The 21,362-nt window shown below is 52.7% G+C and carries 23 protein-coding genes and 1 tRNA gene; 6 read left to right on the top strand and 18 right to left on the bottom strand.

Going from position 1 to position 21,362, the window contains the following annotated elements:
• Positions 1–29: 29 nt before the first annotated feature.
• From J2Z18_RS16660 to J2Z18_RS16615, 10 genes are all read right to left on the bottom strand, one after another.
• A complete protein-coding gene (locus J2Z18_RS16660; protein ID WP_007127676.1) occupies positions 30–296 on the bottom strand; it encodes a hypothetical protein in 267 nt (88 codons plus the stop codon).
• Between the two features lie 125 nt (positions 297–421).
• On the bottom strand, positions 422–643 hold the full coding sequence (locus J2Z18_RS16655; protein WP_210095048.1) for a YuzB family protein: 222 nt from the start codon (positions 641–643) through the stop codon (positions 422–424).
• A 27-nt stretch (positions 644–670) separates the two neighbouring features.
• Positions 671–973 carry a HesB/IscA family protein gene (locus J2Z18_RS16650; RefSeq protein WP_007127674.1) on the bottom strand — a complete coding sequence of 101 codons (303 nt, stop codon included), beginning with the start codon at positions 971–973 and terminating at the stop codon, positions 671–673.
• A 148-nt stretch (positions 974–1,121) separates the two neighbouring features.
• Entirely contained in the window at positions 1,122–1,391 is a 270-nt protein-coding gene (locus tag J2Z18_RS16645; RefSeq protein ID WP_007127673.1) for a hypothetical protein, read from the bottom strand.
• Positions 1,392–1,627: 236 nt separating this feature from the next.
• Positions 1,628–2,830, bottom strand: coding sequence for a M14 family zinc carboxypeptidase (locus J2Z18_RS16640; RefSeq protein ID WP_210095047.1), 1,203 nt, complete (start codon positions 2,828–2,830; stop codon positions 1,628–1,630).
• A gap of 246 nt (positions 2,831–3,076) precedes the next feature.
• Positions 3,077–3,883: a glutamate racemase gene (gene racE / locus J2Z18_RS16635; RefSeq protein WP_007127671.1), complete on the bottom strand. Its 807-nt coding sequence runs from the start codon at positions 3,881–3,883 to the stop codon at positions 3,077–3,079.
• A gap of 366 nt (positions 3,884–4,249) precedes the next feature.
• Complete coding sequence (locus J2Z18_RS16630; protein WP_007127670.1) at positions 4,250–4,621, bottom strand: YtxH domain-containing protein; 372 nt, start codon at positions 4,619–4,621, stop codon at positions 4,250–4,252.
• 15 nt (positions 4,622–4,636) lie between these two features.
• Positions 4,637–5,092 (bottom strand): DUF948 domain-containing protein, encoded by a 456-nt coding sequence (locus J2Z18_RS16625; protein ID WP_007127669.1) that lies wholly within the window; start codon positions 5,090–5,092, stop codon positions 4,637–4,639.
• A gap of 213 nt (positions 5,093–5,305) precedes the next feature.
• Entirely contained in the window at positions 5,306–5,725 is a 420-nt protein-coding gene (locus J2Z18_RS16620) for a DUF86 domain-containing protein (RefSeq protein ID WP_210095046.1), read from the bottom strand.
• A 44-nt stretch (positions 5,726–5,769) separates the two neighbouring features.
• Positions 5,770–6,057, bottom strand: a complete 288-nt coding sequence (locus J2Z18_RS16615) for a Dabb family protein (protein WP_007127667.1) — start codon at positions 6,055–6,057, stop codon at positions 5,770–5,772.
• 381 nt (positions 6,058–6,438) lie between these two features.
• Here J2Z18_RS16615 and J2Z18_RS16610 point away from each other — a divergent pair, with 381 nt between their 5' ends.
• Complete coding sequence (locus tag J2Z18_RS16610; RefSeq protein ID WP_007127666.1) at positions 6,439–7,896, top strand: alpha-L-fucosidase; 1,458 nt, start codon at positions 6,439–6,441, stop codon at positions 7,894–7,896.
• 125 nt (positions 7,897–8,021) lie between these two features.
• Here J2Z18_RS16610 and J2Z18_RS16605 read toward each other — a convergent pair whose 3' ends face one another.
• The 4 genes from J2Z18_RS16605 to J2Z18_RS16590 are packed head-to-tail and all read right to left on the bottom strand — an operon-like array spanning position 8,022 to position 14,021.
• Complete coding sequence (locus tag J2Z18_RS16605) at positions 8,022–9,611, bottom strand: glycoside hydrolase family 43 protein (protein WP_210095045.1); 1,590 nt, start codon at positions 9,609–9,611, stop codon at positions 8,022–8,024.
• Between the two features lie 49 nt (positions 9,612–9,660).
• Positions 9,661–11,637, bottom strand: a complete 1,977-nt coding sequence (locus J2Z18_RS16600) for a YjhG/YagF family D-xylonate dehydratase (protein WP_276824975.1) — start codon at positions 11,635–11,637, stop codon at positions 9,661–9,663.
• 16 nt (positions 11,638–11,653) lie between these two features.
• Positions 11,654–13,120: an alpha-ketoglutaric semialdehyde dehydrogenase GucD gene (gene gucD, locus J2Z18_RS16595; protein WP_210095044.1), complete on the bottom strand. Its 1,467-nt coding sequence runs from the start codon at positions 13,118–13,120 to the stop codon at positions 11,654–11,656.
• 25 nt (positions 13,121–13,145) lie between these two features.
• Positions 13,146–14,021, bottom strand: a complete 876-nt coding sequence (locus J2Z18_RS16590) for a fumarylacetoacetate hydrolase family protein (protein ID WP_210095043.1) — start codon at positions 14,019–14,021, stop codon at positions 13,146–13,148.
• A 172-nt stretch (positions 14,022–14,193) separates the two neighbouring features.
• Here J2Z18_RS16590 and J2Z18_RS16585 point away from each other — a divergent pair, with 172 nt between their 5' ends.
• The 3 genes from J2Z18_RS16585 to J2Z18_RS16575 all read left to right on the top strand — a co-directional run bounded on the left by J2Z18_RS16585 (position 14,194) and on the right by J2Z18_RS16575 (position 16,375).
• Positions 14,194–15,114, top strand: coding sequence for an AraC family transcriptional regulator (locus tag J2Z18_RS16585; RefSeq protein WP_210095042.1), 921 nt, complete (start codon positions 14,194–14,196; stop codon positions 15,112–15,114).
• Positions 15,115–15,444: 330 nt separating this feature from the next.
• Positions 15,445–16,041 (top strand): helix-turn-helix domain-containing protein, encoded by a 597-nt coding sequence (locus tag J2Z18_RS16580; protein ID WP_007127651.1) that lies wholly within the window; start codon positions 15,445–15,447, stop codon positions 16,039–16,041.
• A 145-nt stretch (positions 16,042–16,186) separates the two neighbouring features.
• Positions 16,187–16,375: a hypothetical protein gene (locus tag J2Z18_RS16575; protein ID WP_007127650.1), complete on the top strand. Its 189-nt coding sequence runs from the start codon at positions 16,187–16,189 to the stop codon at positions 16,373–16,375.
• A 141-nt stretch (positions 16,376–16,516) separates the two neighbouring features.
• Here the strand turns inward: J2Z18_RS16575 and J2Z18_RS16570 are convergent, their stop codons facing one another.
• Positions 16,517–17,230 (bottom strand): WD40/YVTN/BNR-like repeat-containing protein, encoded by a 714-nt coding sequence (locus tag J2Z18_RS16570; protein ID WP_210095041.1) that lies wholly within the window; start codon positions 17,228–17,230, stop codon positions 16,517–16,519.
• A 283-nt stretch (positions 17,231–17,513) separates the two neighbouring features.
• Here J2Z18_RS16570 and J2Z18_RS16565 point away from each other — a divergent pair, with 283 nt between their 5' ends.
• Positions 17,514–18,149 carry a LysE family translocator gene (locus J2Z18_RS16565; protein ID WP_007127648.1) on the top strand — a complete coding sequence of 212 codons (636 nt, stop codon included), beginning with the start codon at positions 17,514–17,516 and terminating at the stop codon, positions 18,147–18,149.
• A 258-nt stretch (positions 18,150–18,407) separates the two neighbouring features.
• Here J2Z18_RS16565 and J2Z18_RS16560 read toward each other — a convergent pair.
• Positions 18,408–18,491: transfer RNA gene (locus J2Z18_RS16560), tRNA-Leu, on the bottom strand.
• A 244-nt stretch (positions 18,492–18,735) separates the two neighbouring features.
• Between J2Z18_RS16560 and J2Z18_RS31130 the strand changes: the two genes are divergently transcribed.
• On the top strand, positions 18,736–19,092 hold the full coding sequence (locus J2Z18_RS31130; RefSeq protein WP_489727776.1) for a YczF family membrane protein: 357 nt from the start codon (positions 18,736–18,738) through the stop codon (positions 19,090–19,092).
• Here the strand turns inward: J2Z18_RS31130 and J2Z18_RS16555 are convergent.
• Both J2Z18_RS16555 and J2Z18_RS16550 read right to left on the bottom strand, forming a co-directional pair.
• Positions 18,988–20,130: a GerAB/ArcD/ProY family transporter gene (locus J2Z18_RS16555; protein WP_210095040.1), complete on the bottom strand. Its 1,143-nt coding sequence runs from the start codon at positions 20,128–20,130 to the stop codon at positions 18,988–18,990. The two genes, J2Z18_RS31130 and J2Z18_RS16555, sit on opposite strands and share 105 nt — an antisense overlap.
• Before the next feature lie 14 nt (positions 20,131–20,144).
• Positions 20,145–21,359, bottom strand: a complete 1,215-nt coding sequence (locus J2Z18_RS16550) for a Ger(x)C family spore germination protein (RefSeq protein ID WP_210095039.1) — start codon at positions 21,357–21,359, stop codon at positions 20,145–20,147.
• Positions 21,360–21,362: the final 3 nt, after the last annotated feature.

Below are 21,362 nucleotides of genomic sequence, written 5' to 3'. Positions count from 1 at the left end.
CGAATAGCGGGCTTGCACAGGATTCATACCTATTTCTTGCTTGAACGAAGCTTGGACAGACGTTCCTTCTCCTCGCCTAACAGCTCTTCCGCCAATTCTACGGCGTTCGGACTTCCCTGCTCCATCACCTGAGAAACCGCCCGCTCCGTGTGGGAGAGGGAATTCTCAGCCTGCCGGATCAGCTGCTCCGTAGGATGCGACATTGCCGAGGATACGGCACGGTGCAGCTTTTCTACGGAATCCAGAGCGCTATTGCTGGGATTGTTGGAATGAAGACTGGAATCGTGGCTGTTCATGTTGGTTGCTCCCTTCTGAAGTTCAGGTTCCTGTTGCCTTCTTAGCATGGATGGACAAGGCAGGAACTATACCCTTCATAAGGGAATTATCAGGGTGAAGCCGTCAAATTATGCTCGCCTGGAATCTACTTGATGAACGGCTGCGCCTTGGCGAGCACTTCATCCTCCGTCGGCGCGCTGACATATCGGCCGTTGATATAAATGAATGCACGTTTGCCGCACGGTCCGCAGTAAGATTTGCATCCAATTTTGATCTCGGCGTCAGGCGCCATTTTCTTGATTTTCGGGATAAGGGTCTTCAGTCTCGTATGCTTGCATTTCTCGCAGACTCTTATATCATTTGCCATGTTTCATACCTTCTTTACTGCAGCAACCTAGTGGTCGCCGTGATTGCCTTTGGACGGATTCGTGATTTCGAAGCCTTCCTGTGGAAAGTAGAGATAATCAATCTTGACGCCATCAAGGAACGGCTGCCCCTTTTCCAGAATCACATCAATCTCTTTATCGGTCGCAACCACTTCGTCGTTCTCCTTCGGCGTATCGAAATCAAGCCCGTAGTGGGCATGATCGCCGTGCGCATGGGTCACGATAACCCGAAGCAGCTTTCCTGCATTCTCTTCCTTCGCCATTTCACGCTTTATAACCTTGGCCGCATTGCGGGTGATTTTACATTTCACTATTCGTTCATCTCCTCTAAGATGATGCATTCAATAGTTTATTGTAGACCATAGTGAGGAATATGCGCAAGAGCAGGGTAATGAGGCAATTCCCTCCCGTACGGTAGGACCAGGCCATTTCCTCTGGATATGCAAAGCTTAAGCAGCCTTATTTCACCGTTCGCCGCTGCTTGTCCTGCAGCAATTGGGGATACTTTCGTTCGACGCGCGAAACGAACCAGTTCATCAGCAGCATCGTAAAGCCGATATCGTCGATCGGCAGCAGAGGCATCAGATCCGGGAGCACCCAGTAGAGTATGACCGGAACCAGAAACAAGAGCTTGTCCGGCAGTGAAACCTCGGAGGAGGCGATATAACCGAAAATACGCTGAAATACATGCGACCAGCGCCGCAGCGACCATAATCTTCTCCATTTCATGATGCTATCCCTCCATTCGAGCCGCAGTTATGATTATCATTACCCAATCTTCAAATTACAGCCTTCCGGTCTATAAGACGGTTTATTCTATACAATGTTCCTCAGCCTTCCGTTTGGCCGGGTCTTAAGCCATAAGCCGTGGCGAAAAATAACAAGACCGCTGCAGGAGATTCCATGCAGCGGCTGCTCCTAAAGGATATACGAGCTCGGCATCGCTTCCGTTTCAAATCCCAACGTTATTTCAGTGACATGAACGCGGCGGCAATGGAGCCTGCCTCAACGCATAAATCTTCAAAATCCTCCAGCGGGAGCGGATTTACGCCAAAACCGATCTCAACGGTAAAGCCGGGTCTCCGGTAATGCTGAATGAACCAATCTTTATACCCGGCATCGCTGCCCTGCAGCTTGACCGGGCGGTAGCCCGCTGCCTTGCCCAAAATCCTTGCCCAGTCTTCGGTCTCAGGCGGCTCATAATCCCTGTAATTCCAATAGATCTCCTTCCCCTGGCTGTGCAGGGAAACCGCCCTTACAGGGGATATGTCCAGGGTATGCTCGTATAAGGCTCTAGCCTCCGGCTCACACAGCGGAGCGGTCCCGGCATAATCCTGCGGGCATGGCCCCGTTTTCCCTCTGCGCTCCACCTCTTCTTCCCAGTGCGCGGGAAACTGATCGCCGAGGTCGACTCCGCGGATGTTGGCCTTCCAGCGGCGAAAATCCTCACGTCCATAATTCCAATCAAGCAGCCGGTCGTAATAAGGATGGTCCGGGGTTACCCCCTCCTGCACCAGCTCCACGCCGTCCGGATTCGCCATGGGCACGATCCATAGCGTATATTCCGTATACCATGCTTCCGGGTCCCCTCCATAAATGCGCGTGCTTCCGGACAGCGCCTTGGCGTAATCCTCTGCAAACCGCAACAGGCACGGGGCGGTAATCCATTCATTGGCATGCAGGGCCGCATTCATATGAAGCGCCTTCGGGCCGACGCCGATGGAAGCGGCATGGATCGGTTTGCCGAGAACGCTTGTGCCGATCACCGTCCACTTTAGGGCCGGGTACCTTATGCGCATTTCTTGAATATCGCGCTCAAGCTCATTCGGGCCGTACTCGCCCGCCAGCCTGATCAGATGCCCGGATGACGGAGCCGGCAGAACCATTGTCTTGCCAGGAGGCAGGCTGTGATCCGTTAACCCGGGATTCAGGTCGATCAAAGCGCCTACGGATAACCGGAAGGCAGCGCCGATGCGCTCCAGCGTGTCCCCCTCTTGAATGATGTACCTCCGGCGCAATGAGGAAGGGAGATACAACAATTGCCCCTTTTTCAAATAAGGCTGCTGGGCCGCCCATGGATTCGCCGTTAACAGCTGTTCCAGCGCCAGGCCGTTGCGTGCCGCGACGCGTCTTAAAGTATCGCCTTTCTGAACGACATACTGCTGCATAGTGGATTCCTTTCCGCGGCCAGAGCCGCTTCGATTATCGTCCACTCCATATATATGATTTGCGGTTTGTCCATCATGTGCCTTTGAACCGGCGGATGATACGGACGCTTGATCCGCCGGACTCGTTAACCATACGCGATCCCTATCCCATACACCGTTAGGGGCAGGTCACAAAACGGGCCGGCAGGGATTTCTTCCCTGCCGGCCCGCTCCTTTCGTCCTTTTCGCTCGATGATGATTCGTGAATTATAGCTTCGTAATCTGCCATACCACCGGCGTCCGCTTAATATGATCCCCCAGCCATTCCTTAGCGATGCTCTGGAAGATCACCGGATCTCCGGTGCAAAAAAACTGATGGACCGGACTCTCGTCATTGCTGGCGAGCTGTCCCTTGTCGTACAGAATCGTGCTGACCTCGCGCGCCGTCTCGTCAGCCGAACTGATTAGCTTCACATCCTGCCCCATAACGGTCTGGATGGGATCCATCAGGAATGGATAATGCGTACAGCCAAGGATCAGACAATCAATGGATGAGTCTTTCATTCCATTCAGTGATTCTTCGACAACCTGCAGCGAATCTTTGGATCGGAATAATCCGTGTTCCACCAGCGGAACGAGATCCGGGCAAGCCCGGCTCTCAACCTCCACATAGGGGGACAGCTGCTTCAGAGCCGCCGTATATGCTCCGCTTCCGATCGTCCCGACGGTGCCGATCACACCGACACGGCCGGTTTTCGTTGCACTGATCGCGGCTCGCGCGCCCGGATGAATGACACCGATGACAGGCACCGGCACCTTGGATGAAATATAATCGAGCGCCGCCGCCGTAGCCGTATTGCAGGCGATGACAATCATTTTGGGATCATATTGGATTAGATAATCTACAATCTGTTCCGTAAATAAACGGACTTCTTCCGGTGTACGGGGTCCGTAGGGTGCGCGGGCAGTATCTCCGAAATAAATAATCTTCTCTCTCGGGAGCTGTCTCATCACTTCCTTAGCGACGGTCAGCCCACCCACACCTGAGTCTAGTATTGCGATTGCTTGCTGCACGAACCCACCGCTTCCTTCTCATCATATTCATGGTTTACGTGATACCATATGTCATTTCGGTTCGAAATGTACCTAAATCTTACCCCAATTCCCCCCTATCTTCAACAAGGTGCGCCAGGATTAGACAAGCGCTGGAAGACCACAGATGAACTATGGATGACACTCGCGGAAAGCCTCCTAAATCCCCTTGACGCCAATTCGCCGATCTGAAAGCTACGCTTACTAGCTTGCTCGGATTTTCAACGTTAACGCTGACCAAATTCCTTCTTCCTGCTGCGAAATGCGCATAGTAAAAGCCGGGCCCGCATCTATAGCAGTCCCGGCTTTCGCCTATGTTCGATATGGTGGCCGCGAACCTCGCAGCGATTATGCTTGCGGATCTTTGGACTCCGGAATGAAGCTGATAAACTGCTCTTCCTCCTCAGCCTCATCATCGCTGAAAGACGACACTTGAACGATGTCTTCCTCCTCCAGCCAGGATTCTTTCCGGCCGCGCCATGCCTGAATGTCAGAGATCACGTTTTCAGCGCGATCGGTCATAATGCCGACCAGATTCAAGCCCTGCTCCCCAACCTTCTCGGCTGCCTCCTGCACCTTGCTCCCGATGCCGCGGGCGCCTTCGGCAATATCGCCCCGAAGCTCTTTTCCGGATTTCGGTGCGAGAAGAAGCGCCGTCACGGAGCCTGCAACGCTGCCGATCAATACGCCCCACAGGAGTCCTTTGCTCTTATCGTTCATACAATCCCATCCCTTCTATTTGGCCTGCCCCTCGCCGGATTTGGCGGAAGAGTATCTGCTCCATGAGTGCCATAAGGTCATGCCGGCATCAATCCATCGAAACATCTCCCCGATATGCCTTTCATTATCGAGGCGCGCCCGTTCCAGATGCTCAATCGCCGTTATCGAAGCCTTCTTCCCTACGGCATGAACGGCATCCGCCGTCTTGGCAATGGCCGAAGCTGCATCGTTCAGCGAAGCAGTTAAGGCTTCGCCCGCTGCCAGCTGCCGCTGTACCATCTCCATCGATACGGAGGCCTGCTTCAACACTTGCGAGGCTTCCTGCGCCAGCTGCGAGCTATCCTGCTCCAGCTTGGCAAGAACGGCTTCCGTATGCTGCAGCAGCTTGCGAAGGGACAGCATCATCACGATCGCTGCGCCGGCAACGATCATAATTCCAACAGCAGCCGCAAGCGCGCTCCACTCCGTCATAGGGAACTCCTCCTTTCATCCGACCGGGCGAATGCCTAGTCGCTTGATGCATTATAAGCAGGATGGGCTTGTATTGACACAGCTTTTTACATTTTTCTCGGGAGGTTATGAAGAGGACCTGTCTAACACGAAAAAGGCCCGGGATATCCCGGACCGGATGTTTTACAAATGCGTCGCCAAGCCGTGCTGCACGGTTAGAATCCTTTTCCTCGCTTAAAGCTCATTCTTCAAATACTCGCGAACATGCGCCGCGAACCGCTCCAAAGCATCCGGCAGCTTCGCCGTTAACGGATGCAGCGAATGCCTGTCCCAATCGTAATATTCCTGAACCAGCGGCTTGCGGAGCCTAACCAGCTCCAGCAGCACGGCGTGCACGTCTTGAGGAAAGACCTTCTCCTCGTGGACGATATCCATAATATCCTCGTAGCTGCTTGCATCCCGCATAATAAAGCCGTCGATCAGATAGCTTCCGACATCGGTCACGACCTCGATCGCCAGATGAAGGGCCCGTTCCTGCATCATTCCCAGCACAAGTCCGCCGTCCCATGACTGCGCTGCTTTCCTGAGTCCCTCCGCAATCTCGGGAATAGCCTCAAGCCGCCGTTCAATTTGTTCCTGATTTACATAATACACGGTCAATCTCCTCCAGAGCTGTTAAATGATTATCAAACAACGGGCTACACTTCAAAGTCAACGCTGAGCGTATGATCCTTGACGGTATTAATGTAGCGGATCACTTCCTGATGGACCGGATGAACCGCGTAAGCCTGCAGATCCTCAAGCGAATCGACTTCAACGATGAGAGCCAGATCGTACGAGCGCTCCGAACGGATGACATCGGCACCGGCCTCGATCGATCTCAGCATCGGTATTTTCCCTTCCATATCACGCAGCACTTGTACCGTCCGTTCAATATTTTCGGCTGTTGGCTCCTTTAATTTAAAAAACACAATATGTTTAATCACGATTGGTTCCTCCATCTCTTCGCTATGTAAAATTCCCACTTCTATCATACCCCGTTCGTGCGGAAAAGGAAATCGCTCTCATGCAGTGGTTCGAAGCCGCAGCCTGGCCTCACCGGCCGACATTGGGCAATCCATACGCCTGCCGCCCCCGCCTGAGCCAGTCCCCGCCAAAGCCACTGTCGGCTATATGCCCTCGTTGTAGGCATAGTCAACCCACCGTTTTGACGCTGTTGAACCACATGGAATGATCCTAATATAAATGGATTTCTCCGGCCGTAACAGGTTAATAAAATCCACGATGAGATGAGTATTATCCATTCTTTCCTTTCTACGATAGCGCTATCATAAGAGAACATGAACCGAAAAGGAGGATTGTACTTCATGGATAGAAATGAATATTTGCAAGTGATCGACGGGACGATTGCGAGAGGGCGATTCAAAGACGATTGGGGATCTCTTGGAGCATTTCGTGTTCCCGAATGGTACAGAGATGCCAAATTCGGTATCTTCATCCACTGGGGTGTATACTCCGTACCCGCTTTTAAAAACGAGTGGTATCCACGCAATATGTACATTCAAAATTCAGAGGAATATGAGCATCATATTGCTACTTACGGAGAACACAAACAGTTCGGGTACAAGGATTTCATTCCGATGTTCAAGGCTGAGCGGTTTGACGCGGAAGAATGGGCCGATTTATTCAGACGCAGCGGGGCCAGATATGTAATGCCCGTTGCCGAACATCATGATGGTTTCCAAATGTACAAAAGCGGACTCTCCCGGTTTAACGCCTATGAGATGGGGCCAGGCCGGGATCTTCTCGCTGAAATGAAAACCGCTTTCGAACGCCAGGGACTGGAGCTGTGCGTCTCTTCTCACCGTGCGGAGCATTGGTTCTTCTTGTCTCACGGCAAGGATTTCGATTCGGATATCCGGGAACCGCTTGCACGTGGCGACTTCTATTGGCCTTCAATGCCGGAGCCGGATCATCAAGATCTGGCAGGCTCGCCTCCGAGTCATGAATTTTTGGAGGACTGGCTGCTCCGGTGCTGCGAGCTGGTCGACCGTTTCCGCCCTAAAGTTTTTTATTTCGACTGGTGGATTCAGACCAGCGCTTTTAAACCGTACCTGAAGAAATTCGCAGCCTATTATTATAATAAGGGCGACGAATGGGGATACCCGGTTGCCATCAATTACAAGCACGACGCTTATATGTTTGGCACGGCCGTCCCTGATGTAGAGAGAGGCCAATTTGCGGAACTGAAGCCGTACTTTTGGCAAACCGATACAGCCGTTGCGAGGAACTCCTGGTGCTATACGCCCGATAATGAATACAAATCGCCAGTCGAAATCATTCAGAATCTGGTTGATATCGTGAGCAAAAACGGCAGTTTGTTGCTCAATATTGGGCCCAAAGCAGATGGAACGATCCCCGCCGAGGACCGAGATATTCTCATTGCCATCGGAGATTGGCTGCAGGTCAACGGAGAAGCGATATACGGGACAACGTTTTGGAAAACATTCGGTGAAGGGCCGACGGAAATTAAAGAAGGTCAATTCACGGACGGAACGGCCACAGACTTCACAAGCGAAGATATCCGTTTCACAATGAAAGGATGTTATCTGTATGCAACGGTTTTGGCTTATCCTGAGGATGGCATCGTCCGCATCCGCTCGCTGAAAGAGCGTTCCCCCCACTATCATGGCATCATCCGGGATATTCGTGTGCTCGGGTTCGATGAGAAGCCGACATGGGACCGAAACGATGAAGCCTTATCGATACAAACCGTAACCGTCAAAAGTTCGGTACCGGTCGTTTTTCAAATCGAAATCGAATAATATGGGCGAACGGACAAACCTTCCCCGCCTTCTTGTCAAAACTGCTAGACAAGAGGCGAGGAACTCTTTTTTTCTTCCATCAATCTGAAAAGCCATGTCATATTGGGGGGCATATCAGTATCGGCTTAAATCGTCGTGCTGTTCGTCTCTTTGTATACAAAGTAATCAAAATCAGCGTGTTTCCGGGTCCCGCCAAGATCCTGCACACAAAGACCGATGTAGGTTCCCGTAAACCGGATATATTCAGGAGATTCATCGGACAGATGCGTGATATCGAACCATCCGCCTGCGGGATACCAGGACGGATCATCCTGTAACGCATAGTAGAAGCAGGCACGGTCATGATCAACCACAACCTTTAACCGGATTCCGTTCACCGATTTCAGCGGAATATCCTCCAGCAGCTCATCGTAAACCCCGTATCTGGACTGAATGATTCCCAGGCACTGTCCTTTTTCTTCATGATAAGTTACCCGTAAATAAAGATAGTCTTTCGTGTCGTAATACAGAATCAGCCCTGCCATTTGCTGCGGATGGTCCGGTGCAAACTCCAGACAAGTTTCGGCTTCACACGCAAAAGCCTGCAGTCTTCGGGCGACCATGCTCTGCCTGTGCGTCGAGCTCATCGACTCCATGCCGCGCAGGCGCAAGTAACCGGGACGTTCCGTAAGGCTCAGCCACGTCGGATCCGGCGGAATACGAAGCGTATTCCAATCGCTCCGGAGCATGGGTTGATCAAAGTGGTCCATCTCCGGTGCCGGTTCAAAAGGATGCGGCTTGATTTTTGGTGCAGGCACCTGAACCTCGGGATATCGGTCACCGCTCGCAAGCCGCAGCCAGCCGTCCTCGCTCCACGTGCACTGCTGCAAAGCCGTCTCACGGCCAAGTGTGCAAAACTGTCCATTGACAGGCCGGCCGACCAGATGGGCCATGTACCATTCGCCGGTGTGCGTCTCGACGAGGCTGCCGTGACCGGCCTTCTGCAGCTTTAAATCCGGCCTGCCGTATGAAGTAAGGATCGGGTTGGCAGGATCGACCTCATAGGGCCCTTGTAACGTACGGGATCGCGCTACCGTCACCGCATGTTCATAACCGGTTCCCCCTTCAGCCGTGAGCAGATAATAATACCCCTTATATTTGTACAGATGCGGTGCTTCCGTCAGCCCTAATTCCGTGCCCTTGAATATGTTAACGGCGGGCCCGGTCAGTTTGTGTTCCTGAACGGAAAATTCCTGGAGCACGATGCCCGAGAACCGGTTCTTTCCTTTACGGTGATCCCAAATCATATTGACCAGCCACTTGCGTCCGTCCTCATCATGAAATAAGGAAGGATCGAACCCGCTGCTGTTCAAATACACCGGCTCAGACCACGGGCCTTCGATATTCGTCGCCGTCACAAGGTAATTATGGGTATCTTTAAAAGCGCCGACCCGGCTTTTGACATCTGTGTAAATCAGGTAAAACACGCCGTTGTCATAGCTGAGGCAGGGAGCCCATACACCTCCGGAATCGATGTTGCCTTCCATATGCAGCTGCGATGTCCGGGTCAGCGGAGATTGTATCGGCTTCCAATGAACCAGGTCCCGGGAATGGTGAATCCGTACGCCCGGGAACCATTCGAAGGTGGATGTGGCGATATAATAATCTTCCCCTGCCCGGCATATGGACGGATCGGGATGAAAACCGCGAAGAATGGGGTTCGTGATCATATTCATTTAAGCAACCTCCGGCATGAAAATGATGATTGTACAAAAAGTGATTGTTTCAGTGCCAGCCCAGTACTTTTTTGCCGGCTTCCAGAGCGGTTATGATCCGTTCCACGTCGTACACATTTCCTCTCCATGTCCCTCCGCTGACGGACTGCAGCGCAGCCCACAGCCTGGTGTCATCCGGCAGAGCTTCATCCGGCCGCATATCGGGATGGAAAGGCCTCTGTGCCAGGATGAGAGCGCCTTCCTCCGGCGAAACCTCGACTTCCCCTTCACCGACAAAATTTATGCTGCCTTCCAGCGTGTTGCGATCCACGACGATATCAATCAAGTCACCGTTCCGAAGCTTGCCGATTGGCCCGCCTGCCAGCGCTTCGGGGCCAACATGGCCAATGCATGCCCCGGTGGAAACACCGGAAAACCGGGCATCGGTAATGAGCGACACGTATTTGCCGAAAGACAGATGCTTCAGCGCAGACGTAAGCTGGTAAGTCTCCTCCATCCCGGTCCCTGACGGACCCCGCCCGAGAAGTACGACGACGTCGCCTGCCAGAACTCCGCCGGACTTAATCGCACGGATCGCTTCGCGTTCGGTTGTAAATACTTTGGCTCTGCCTCTGTGACGATACACGCCATGGTCATCCAGTACCGAAGGGTCGATCGATGTGGATTTGATCACAGAGCCTTCCGGAGCGATATTCCCGGTCGGAAACGTTACGGTAGAGGTAATGCCAAGACGCCGCGAATACTCCGCGCTCATAATGACACTATCCGGATCAACCCCGTCCTTCTCTTTCAGCTGCTTCCGCAGCAGATGACGGCGTTCCGACGATTCCCACCAGTCGAGCACCTCGCCCAGCGTCGTACCTGTTACGGTAAGCACGGACTCATCCAGTATGCCAAGCTGCCTGAGGTGAAGCATCACTTCAGGCACTCCTCCGGCCTGAAACACCCGAATGGTCGGGTGGAAGATCGGGCCGTTCGGCAGGGCGCTGACCAGTCTCGGCACATGCTTGTTGACCTGAATCCAGTCCTGCACCGCAGGCACGGTTAAACCGGCTGCATGGGCAATGGCGGGAATGTGGAGCAGCAGATTGGTAGAGCCGCCGAATGCGGCATGAACGGCCATCGCATTGCGAATCGCCGCATCGGTGACAATGTCCGCCATTCTCAGCCCTTTGGACTCCATGACCATGAGTGCGCGTGAGGATTGCCGAGCCATTTCGATCCAGATCGGCTGCCCGGATGGTGCAAGCGCGGCATGCGGCACCGTCATGCCCATCGCCTCGGCGACGACCTGGGCCGTTGCCGCCGTGCCTAGAAACTGGCAGCCTCCTCCCGGTGTAGCGCATGCCCGGCAGCCGAGCTCCGCCGCCGCTTCCAGGGAGAGCTCGCCGCTGACGTACCGTGCGCCGATCGTCTGAATTTTGCCGGCGTCCTCTCCATCGACAGGCGGAAGGGTGACGCCCCCGGGAACGATCACACCCGGCAGCTGTGGCATGCCCGCAAGCGCAAGCATCATCGCCGGCAGACCTTTGTCGCAAGTGGCGACGCCGATCACCCCTTTGCGCGTCGGCAAGGAGCGAATCAGTCTGCGGAACACCATGGCAGCATCGTTCCGGTATGGAAGGGAATCAAACATGCCTGTCGTTCCCTGGGATCGGCCGTCACAAGGGTCGCTGACATACCCGGCAAACGGAATTCCACCGCGGCCCGATATCTCTTCCGCCGCGGCCTTCATGAGCAGGCCGACCTCCCAGTGGCCCGTATGGTAACCGAGGGCGGCAGGACTGCCGTCCTCGTTGCGAATTCCGCCCTGCGTGCTCAGGATCAGAAACTGTTTTCCGTTCAACTCCCCGGGCTTCCAGCCCATCCCGACATTCTGGGACATGCCGAACAAGTCGCCGCTCGGAGCGTTCCGCAGCAAGTCATCCGTTAAAGGCAGCCGTCCCGCCGCCCCGGGAGCATACGCCATAATATCGAAACAGCTTGAGTCTTTCTCCCCCATTATCGACATAATCTGTTCGTGCATGGCACCCTCCCGCCGCCTAAGACTTAACGAAAACCGTTTTGATGGATGTGAAAAACTCGATGGCCGCTTGCCCCTGTTCCCTGGAATGCGAGCTCGACATTTTCATTCCGCCGAATGGAGCCTGCAGCTCTACGCCGGCCGTTTCCGCATTGATCCTGACCAATCCGGCATCCATATCCCGGATGAAAAACAGCATTGCGCCGACATTTTGCGTATAGATGGAGGCACTCAAACCAAAGTCGCTGTCATTGGCCGTCTCTATGGCTTCCTCCAGGGAATCCACAGCGATCAATGCAAGCACAGGGCCGAAGATTTCTTCCCGGGCTATGGACATGTGCGGTTCGACCCCCTCAAATACGGTTGGCTGGACATAAAACCCTTCTTCAAGCCCTGGACCGTCCGCTCTTTTTCCGCCGGTCAGCAGCACGGCGCCTTCATCCTGCCCTTTCTGAATATAGTTCAGCACCGTTTCGAGCTGTCCTTCGTTCGCGCACGGTCCCATCCAGCTTTCGGAAGACATGCCGTCCCCCAACCGGATCTCCCGGATTTGCGACAGGAGCTTTTCTTTAAAGGCTTCATATACTTTCCGCTCCACAATGACCCGGCTGGTGGCGGTGCATTTTTGGCCTGTGGATTTCAAGCCGCCGCTGATGGTGGCCTCGACTGCCAAGTCCAGGTCCGCATCTGCCGCGATAATGATCGGATTTTTGCCGCCCATTTCAAGCTGATACTTGGCTCCCCGCCCCAAAGCGGCGGCGCCGACCCGTTTTCCGACTTCGTTGGAACCTGTGAACGTTATCCCGTTGACATCCGGATGCTCGGCAAGCGCAGATCCGATCACCGAACCTCTGCCGCATACAAGATTGAGAACGCCTGCCGGAATTCCCGCCTCCTCAAAGCATTCCATGATTTTGGCTGCCGTGACCGCCGTTTCCTGCGCCGGCTTTAACACAACGGTATTGCCGTATATCAAAGCCGGGGCCGTCTTCCAAATCGGAATCGCTACGGGAAAATTCCATGGGGCAATGACGCCCACGACGCCAAGCGGTACACGGGTCGTAAACATCAGCGCTTCGCTGTCCGTCGAAGGAATGACATCGCCTATTTTTCGCATCCCTTCGCCGGCGTAATACCTTAGGATCGCGACGCCGCGCATCGTCTCTCCCTTAGCTTCTGCAAGCGTTTTGCCCATTTCCCTCGTCAACGCCTCGGCGACCTCATCGGCCCGGCGTTCCAACACATTAGCTGCCTTGTAGAGAACATTGCCGCGTTCCGCGCCGGTTAATCGCCGCCAGGCTCGGCCTGCTGCTTTGGCCGCTGCGACAGCACGGTTCAGATCCTCTATACCGGAAACCGGTACATAACCGACTACCTCTTTCCGGTTTGCCGGATTGATGCTGGGTTCGGTTTCTCCGGACGCAGCCTTCACCCATTCTCCGTTGATATAGTTCCTGTATACTTGCTCTCTTTGAAATGCCGTCATGGGAATACGCCCTCCTTATTAAAAACTAATTTGATAAAACAGGGTTCACCAGCGTACCGATACTGCTGATCGAAATTTCAATCCGGTCTCCGGGCTCAAGCGTAAAATCATTAGGCGGCACAATGCTTGTGCCTGTCAAAAGCACCGTACCATCGAATAAATCGTTGTCCTTTGCCAAGAACGAGACCAGTTCATCCAGCTTTCGGTTTAATTCACTTGTACTTGTTTGGCTCTTCACGACCATGCGCCCCTCGCGGTAAATCTCGCAGACGATGCTGAATGCATATGGATTCTGCACCGTTTCCGCAAGCCGGATGGCCGGTCCGATGGAGCAGGAATTGCGCCATATTTTTGCTTGCGGCAAATACAGCGGGTTCTCCCCTTCAATATCGCGGCAGCTCATGTCATTACCCACGATGTATCCCACTATACTTCCATCAGCGGCAAGGACTAGTCCCAACTCAGGCTCTGGAATCTGCCATGTGGAATCGCTGCGCAGCGTGACGGCCTCGTTCGGTCCGATGGTGCGGGCGGCCGTGGATTTGAAAAAGATTTCCGGCCGCTCAGCGTCATAGACTTTATCGTAAAATGTCTCCGCATCCAGTCTTCCATCCGTAGCTTCATAATTTCGTGCTTCGCGGCTTCGTTGATACGTAACACCCGCCGCCCATACTTCCGGCGCGTCCAGTGGCGTGACAAGATGCAGAGAAGTCCAATCACCAGCCAGCTCACTTGTCGGACTAAAAGCGCTTTCAACCAATTGAACAGGAGAGATCCCGCGCTCCCTGGCTTGATGGATCAAAGTCATAAAATCCGGCTGCGGCAGACGATAGGCTGTTTCATCATCCGTAACGGCTGCCAGCCGCTTCCGTTGTCCGTCCAGAAATCGAATAATTCTCATTCAGGCTTGCCCCCATTTCTTCCCCATCGGGTTGATATTACTACCATAGCACCACCGATCGCCCATGACGATGCGCTAATCTCTACGACGATTTACCCTTTTCACGCATAATTTTTCTGTTAAGATGAGTCTAACCGTTACGGGAATACAGGACATACCGAGGAGGTTTGCTGTGACCAAGCTTTCCGAAGCCGCGTATTTAGGTCGTCTGCCCGATGTTCGCATGTCTTTTCAATTATTGGGGCTGCATGCAAGAAAAGTGGATTCCCGCTGGACTTATCCGTCCCACGAGCATTCCATGTACGAAATTCATTGGATGATGGACGGCGAGATGAATATGGTGGTCAATGGACAGCTGTACAAGCAGTCCGTTGGAGACTTGTTGTTCATTCGCCCCGGCATGACACATTCCTGCACGTGTGCCGGTCCGCAGGGTTTCACTTACTTCTCCGTTCATTTCAGCGTTCACGATACATCCTTTTGCAGAGAACTCAACCGCTGCAAGGACATTTATTATCCGGCAGATTCGGCTTTAGCCCAGGGACTGTCTTCTTCTCTGTCTACGCTGTACAATCTGGCCACAGAGCACTTATCCAGCCCGCTGCCGGCCTCCAAACAGATGAGGGTCCATGCCGCCGTATTCGAACTGCTCGGCTCCCTGGTCGGACAGCTGTCTCAGACCACATCCGTCACCTTATCCAGAAAAGAATCCATCGCGCGTCAGATCGCCGAGCAAATCGAGGACTCCGTAAGATATATTCATCTTCACGGTGAAATTCAGGAGACCGAGCGAACCTGGATCCAAGGCATCGCCAAGTCGCTGAACCTTAGTCCGTCGCAGGTTAATCGGATTTTTCGGCAGGTATACGGCAGAGCACCGCGCAAGTTTCTATCCGAAACCCTCCTGAATGAGGCCCAGCGGCTGTTGAAGCAAACAGACCTAAGCATTGACCATATTGCGATGATGCTGGGGTATAAGACCAATGCGCATTTCAGCCGCCAATTCAAGCGGTGGACCGGCATCGCACCAAGCGAGTTCCGCATCCATTCCCAGCAGCCATCGGCAGCCGGCCCGGATCATCCGGATTATTGAACCAAATTGCGAATAGAACCGGCCGGCGGCAGTTTTTTTTGTTAGGCATAGACAAGTCTAATGAAACATTTAAGCTTTGTAGCCAACTGTACACCCTACGAGATACAGATCATTTGATATTCGTTGAGTCGACGAGACATCATCACTTTAACGTTGCCGGATTCATACTCCAGCGGCGTGTTTCTGGGTACGGCAAGCACTTCTTTCACAGGTCTGTCGCAGTACGCGTTGATTATGCAACAACGAAATGGAAACAAATGTTTAGACGTTGGCTATTGAAAAGTTAGTGTCGAATATTGTAGTATTGTGTTAAAAAAAATCGGAGGAATTATGCCTACACCATTGCAGCAAGAAAAACACTCCATTGAGGCGTGGTCCCTGATCAATCGGAAATATTTGGGGAAAGGCGTGCGAGTCAAGCGCTTTCGGAGGCCGACCCGCTGCCAAATTCGCAACCGCGTCCTCCTTGCCATTCTAATGGCCAATGACATCAAACTGTCTCAGCTTGCCGAAGAATTGGGAGTTTCCTCGCGCAGCGTCAGTGCTTGGGTATATGAGGGACGCGTACCCGGAAAGCAAAATCTGGAGAAAGCCTGCAGTTACCTCGGGTATCCCCGTCATATTCTGTTCCGGGAGGAGCTGCTGGAGCAGTCCCCGCTGATCTGCCAGCCTGCACCGTCGCGCTTTATGAAGCGGACGTTGACACGCTCGCCGGTCAGTAACCGGATCCTGACAGGCCTATGCATGGTGCACGATTTGTCGGTAAGCGATGTGAGCCGCTGGATCGGCGTGCATCCCGGCACATTCCGCAAATGGCTGCATCAAGGAACGGTTCCATCGGCAGCATTTCAGGAGAAAGCGGAACAATTTTTCCGCATTCCAAAATCGGTCCTGTTTGCAGACTGCATCCTGAACAAACATTCGTAAAGCAAGAACGAAATGAACTCATAACCTCTTCATCAACTGCTCTGCGCGACCTTACCCGGATTAAGGCTCGCCGGGCTTTTTTTCTTCTTGCCGGCATGTTCTTCGCGTTAACTGGGAATATTGTTCGTTGAGGTGATGGTCTGGCATGAGCTTAAATCAGAAGAACGGTGCTGCGCTGGGTCTGCTGGCAGGAACGACGTTCGGCAGCGGCATCGGTTTTTTGCTGGGATGGCACTCCTACGATCTGGTCGGCAGCGTAGCCGCCGGCGGTATTCTCGGCATTGCAGGAGGCATATGGCTCGGCTGCCGAATCCTGTTTAAGGAGCTGCCCTGAGGGAAGCGCCCGGTTGAAACAACCGCAGGAGCAAAAATATAAAGCAAACAAGCAGACCGGATAAGAGAGCTACCTCTTGCCCGTGCCTGCTTGTTTTACGTTGGTGTGGATTTCTTCCATGCCGCCTGATCTTCTTCTATGTTACAGCCATTCGCCATGACCGTGAAGATCCTGCTGGTCATTCTGAAGCCGCCAGCCAATCAACGGCTCCCGCAAATCTTCCGGTTTCCGGGTCGTATCCGGACCCTCGGATTCTCCCCACGTTTTCCCCCCGTCTTCCGTTCTCGCCGATCCGCTGAACCCCGTGTCCGGCGATACGAAATGAAGAAATCCCCCATTCGGCGTCCTGCCGATCTTGTTCCAGACCTGTCCCCCGTCCGTCGACTGATATAAATCATTGTTCTCCATGACGGCCCATACGTGGTTTGCGTTCAAGGCAAAGATTTGGCGAACCGTCTCCTCGGGATAAGCCTGCACCTCCCAATCGGTTCCGCCGTCATCACTGAAGGCAATCCATCCGTCTCCCCCAATCCATCCGGCTTGGTGATTGATAAGCCACATGGCCGTAACATCCGTGAGATCCACTTCGTCTTTGCTCTTTCCATCCGCTTCGCCACTTGAACCCTGGCCGGCAGGTTCTGATGGGTTCCCCTCGGACTGATCCGTCTTCGAGGATTTCCCGCCGGATGCCGATCCGTCCGAATCGCTCCGCTTCCCGTCATGGTTCTGCGTAAGCGATACGGGAGCAGGAGCGACAACGCTGCTCCCGGAATCGGGCGCCTCACAACCGGCTGTCACGGACAGCAAGACGACCATCAGCAACCATGTGCCGAACCGGTTTCGTACGTTTGCCATTTCGACCACTCCCCCTTCCCGGTCAAATTCCCCCTGCTGTCAATCTATCCATGATGGAACGGCGATAACATAACGCCAGCTCCAAGACCATTCAATTACTATAAGTATAATGGCAACACCCCATAAAACGGAACAGGAAAAAACGTTTATCCGGGAGGTTCTAAGAGCAGCATAATTATCGATTCACCTGCTTGCCATTTGAATCATCTGACTCTAATATAGGGACAGGATGGTTTGAGTAACGACAGACCCATCGCTTTAGGACCATAAAGGGGGAATGCAAATGCTCGATTTTCCGACTCTTATGACGTACATCATCGTTGTTCTTGGTCTATTTTTGATTCCAGGACCCGCCGTTCTCCTCACCATTACCCGTACCGTTCAGAACGGGCGAAGAGGAGGCATTATGGCTGGGCTCGGTATCGCTACCGGGGATTTCCTTCATACCTTATTTGCAACGGTAGGTCTATCCGCAATATTGATGACTTCGGCACTTGCCTTCAATGTTGTTAAATTTGCAGGCGCAGCCTACTTGCTATACCTAGGGATTCGCGCAATCCTAAGCAAGCCCTCCGAACCGCAAATGCCCCAGGTTGAATCGGCAGGCTCCCTGAAATCCTACGTCTCGGCAACTGTTGCTGAGCTTCTTAATCCGAAGACGGCCCTCTTCTTTCTGGCATTCCTGCCTCAATTTATTCATCACGAACGCGGTGAAGCGGTCGGGCAGTTCTTAGTCCTGGGATTGATTTTTGTGATTCTAAGCATATTGTATACAACCACGATTGTATTAAGTGTCTCCACGCTTGGAAGAGTGGTTAAACGGACGCCATGGATCAGGCGCCTAAGCCAGTGGAGCGGCAAATTCGTTGGAGCAATCTACATTGGACTGGGCCTAAAGGTAGCATTCCAAAGACAGTAATGGATGAAACGTATCCCTATCAAGGCGCTTAAGTGCACGGTGCCGGCAGACAAACTTATTGCAGATGCAACCCCCACTTATTGAATTGTGGGATACTCAGCGCATGAGAACAGCTCCGAAGGGAGCTGTTTCTTATTTTCGTACAACCCTCATCACGCTTTCAACCGATGATACGAGCTGCGGAAAACTCAGATATACAAAAAAAGCTCTTGAATTGCCGCAAGGACAAATTCAAGAGCTTATTCGCTGTTACATTGATGCGGTCGAGAGGACTCGAACCTCCACGGGGGTTAGCCCACACGGACCTGAACCGTGCGCGTCTGCCAATTCCGCCACGACCGCATGTGTTTGGGTTATCAACTCGTTGTGATCACCGTAATTAAGAGTATATAACGACTAAAGTTAAAAAGCAAGCATTTTTTAAAAAAAATGTCGAAAGCATGGTATGCATCATGATGGCGTACCGCATGACCCGCTCTCCCGCTTCGGTATTTTTAACCTCCCTCCCCTCCATACTATAACAGGACGGGGTTATAAAAGGCGCCAATCCGATTAACCCCCTAAGACGAAAGGCAAGGTGAATTGCATGCTCCTGAAAAAATATTCGATCATGTTATTAACCGCGGTATTATGCTTGACCATAACGATCCTTACGGACATCCTCTTCGGCTTTCCGTGGTACAACTTTATCATTAACTGGCGTTTCACGCTCTTCTCTCCCGTTGAGAGAATCACCGTGATCCTCTTGCTAGCTCTGCTGGTTATTCCGGATCTTTATCGCAGCTTCCGCAAGAGGAAGCATGAAACGAGCCCCCCTAGAGCGTCTGGGGAATCGGATTCAGGAACCGGAAGCGGGTCCCGAACCCGGGCCGGGTGCAGAACCGGAACGCCTTCCGAGGATGGCTTTGCGGATCAGACATATGATCACGAGCAGGAGCGGTAAACCGATGGAATAGAACGGGAACACCGTATACAGGTAGGCTCCCCCTTTCATTAGATGCTCGCTGTAAGAGCGGGCAAGGATAATGGAGAGGCCGAGTATGACCAGTGCATAGGGATAAATTAATTTACGATACGGGATTTTGAACAATATGGAGGAACTGATCAATGCTGCATAATAATATAGGCTGATTTTAAAGAACACGCCGATGATCAGAACCATCACGATCAGAATTTGCGTCCGCTCGATAAATTCCGAAATCTCTACCTTCCCCATCATGGTCAAAAGCGGAAATACCGCCCGTTCGGTAATATCCGCTCCCAGTACTGAAATCGTGATCAACGACACGTGAGCCAGGATGACGCCGGTAACCAATATCGCCAGCAGTCCTGCTTTCACCCCATTTTTGGTATGGTTAACCGCCGGAAAGATGGCCGTCGCACAGATAAGCTCGCCAAACGGAAAATGAATGTTTTTCTTTAGCACCGATTCTAGAATCGGCTGGAATCCTTCACCCATGACAGGTAGCAGGAGCTGTAGGTCAATGATCCCGGAAAATAGAATCACGATCCCGCTGAACACCCCGATCATAAACATAATCGCCAAAAAGATGGTAGCCGTCCGTGCCAGCACCTCCAAGCCTTGATGCAGCACATAGGCCACCGCCATGATCATGAGCAGATTCACGATCAGAAGCGGCGTTTCCCTCAACGCGGCGGACGCCATGACCAGCAGTCCCCCGTCTACGAGATCTCGAGCCGCTGTGAACATATAAAGGACGGCATAGACTAGTCCTACAAGGCTGCCGACATATTTCCCGAGCAATAATCGATAATACTCCACTGGCAGTTTGTCGGGAAATGCCGTGTACAAATACGCATTCAAGGAGAAGATCAGCATGCCGATCACCGTTCCGATGAGCACGGCTATCCATGCATCCCGGCCTGCCTCAAGTCCCAAATTTACGACGAGCGTCGTGCCGAACTGAAACAGAACCAATATCGAGAAGAATTGAAATGGGCTGATTTTCACCTTTTCCATTTGATTCTCCTCCTTCATTGGTTGTGGATCTTGTATAGAACGGAACGATCCCTCATTTGAGAATTTCGTATCACCGGTTTCACATGGTATTTCACTTGCACCCGTGGAAAGAGCTGATCCCAGCGATTCTTCATCTTTCGCCAAGCGGACGGATCGGACCGTTCCACAGCCTGACCAAATCCCAGAATATCGCTATTCACTTTCTTGCTCTTACGAACGGCTAGCTCCATAATACGAATAACCTCTCTCGAGGCTGCGTCCTCCAGGAGCTTCATCGTTGCCGGATTTCGCAGGTCAATCGCGCTGTTCACTTCACGGATCGAGAAATTAGGCTCCACGTGAATGTGAATAATCGGATTCGCAGGATCTTCTAAGTCAGCGAGCAGCCTTGTTTTGGACCGCATAACTTCAAGCGATATTTCTCCACCTTGATCAAGTAACTTCAAATGGATCGGCGTGATTTTCATTTTATTCCGGATCCAAACGGTGCCGCGGGATTCGTCCGCGTTTAACCAGCTCACAAGACGATCCCCTTTAAATACAGCCATTTGGGAGATGACCGCCAATCCTTCTACCTTCGCGTTCTTTAAGGTTTCCATCTTCGATGCCTTTTCGGCGCTGCCTTCGATCATCACTCCGTTCACCAAAGGCCCGCCTCCCGGGGTAAGCAATCCACGGATGACATCATCCACCTCGATCCGAAAATTCTCTCCAAGCTGTCCCGACGTTAAATCGATCTTCTGCTCGAGTGCAAAAGCCGTGATTTTTCCAATCGGTGTCATTGCAGACACGACATCCTCTGCGGTTTGTCCCTGGGTTGCAATCAATACTTCGGCATTCAGCCGGATATCGGAGTCTCTGTCCAAATAATCGAAGAGATCGATAATGCCCTCTCTCGCCACGCGATCCGAGATGACGATCAGACCGGTATGGGCGAGCGAAATGATACGGGGCACTTTGCGGGAAGCATTGCGCATCGCTTCGACTACGCTCTTCCCTGATGCCTTATATACGGAGGTAGGCGTTGCTCCTCTGCCGGCCTTCCCCGAAATTTCATCGGCGATGACCGTCTGGAAGGAAACGAGATATTCCTTCTCCTCTTCCTTCCAATCCACGCCGATACCGGAGACAATTGCACGCTTATTCAGCTCTACCACATCCCAGCAGCCGCTCAGCAGGCCGAGACAGCAGCACATGATCAGAATGGTCAGCCCTTGATGTTTGCGCATATC

This window comes from Paenibacillus lactis (assembly GCF_017873605.1).
GTDB lineage: Bacteria > Bacillota > Bacilli > Paenibacillales > Paenibacillaceae > Paenibacillus_AQ > Paenibacillus_AQ lactis.
The sequence above is the reverse complement of the archived record's forward strand: the minus strand, read 5'-3'. Positions and strand labels throughout refer to the sequence as shown.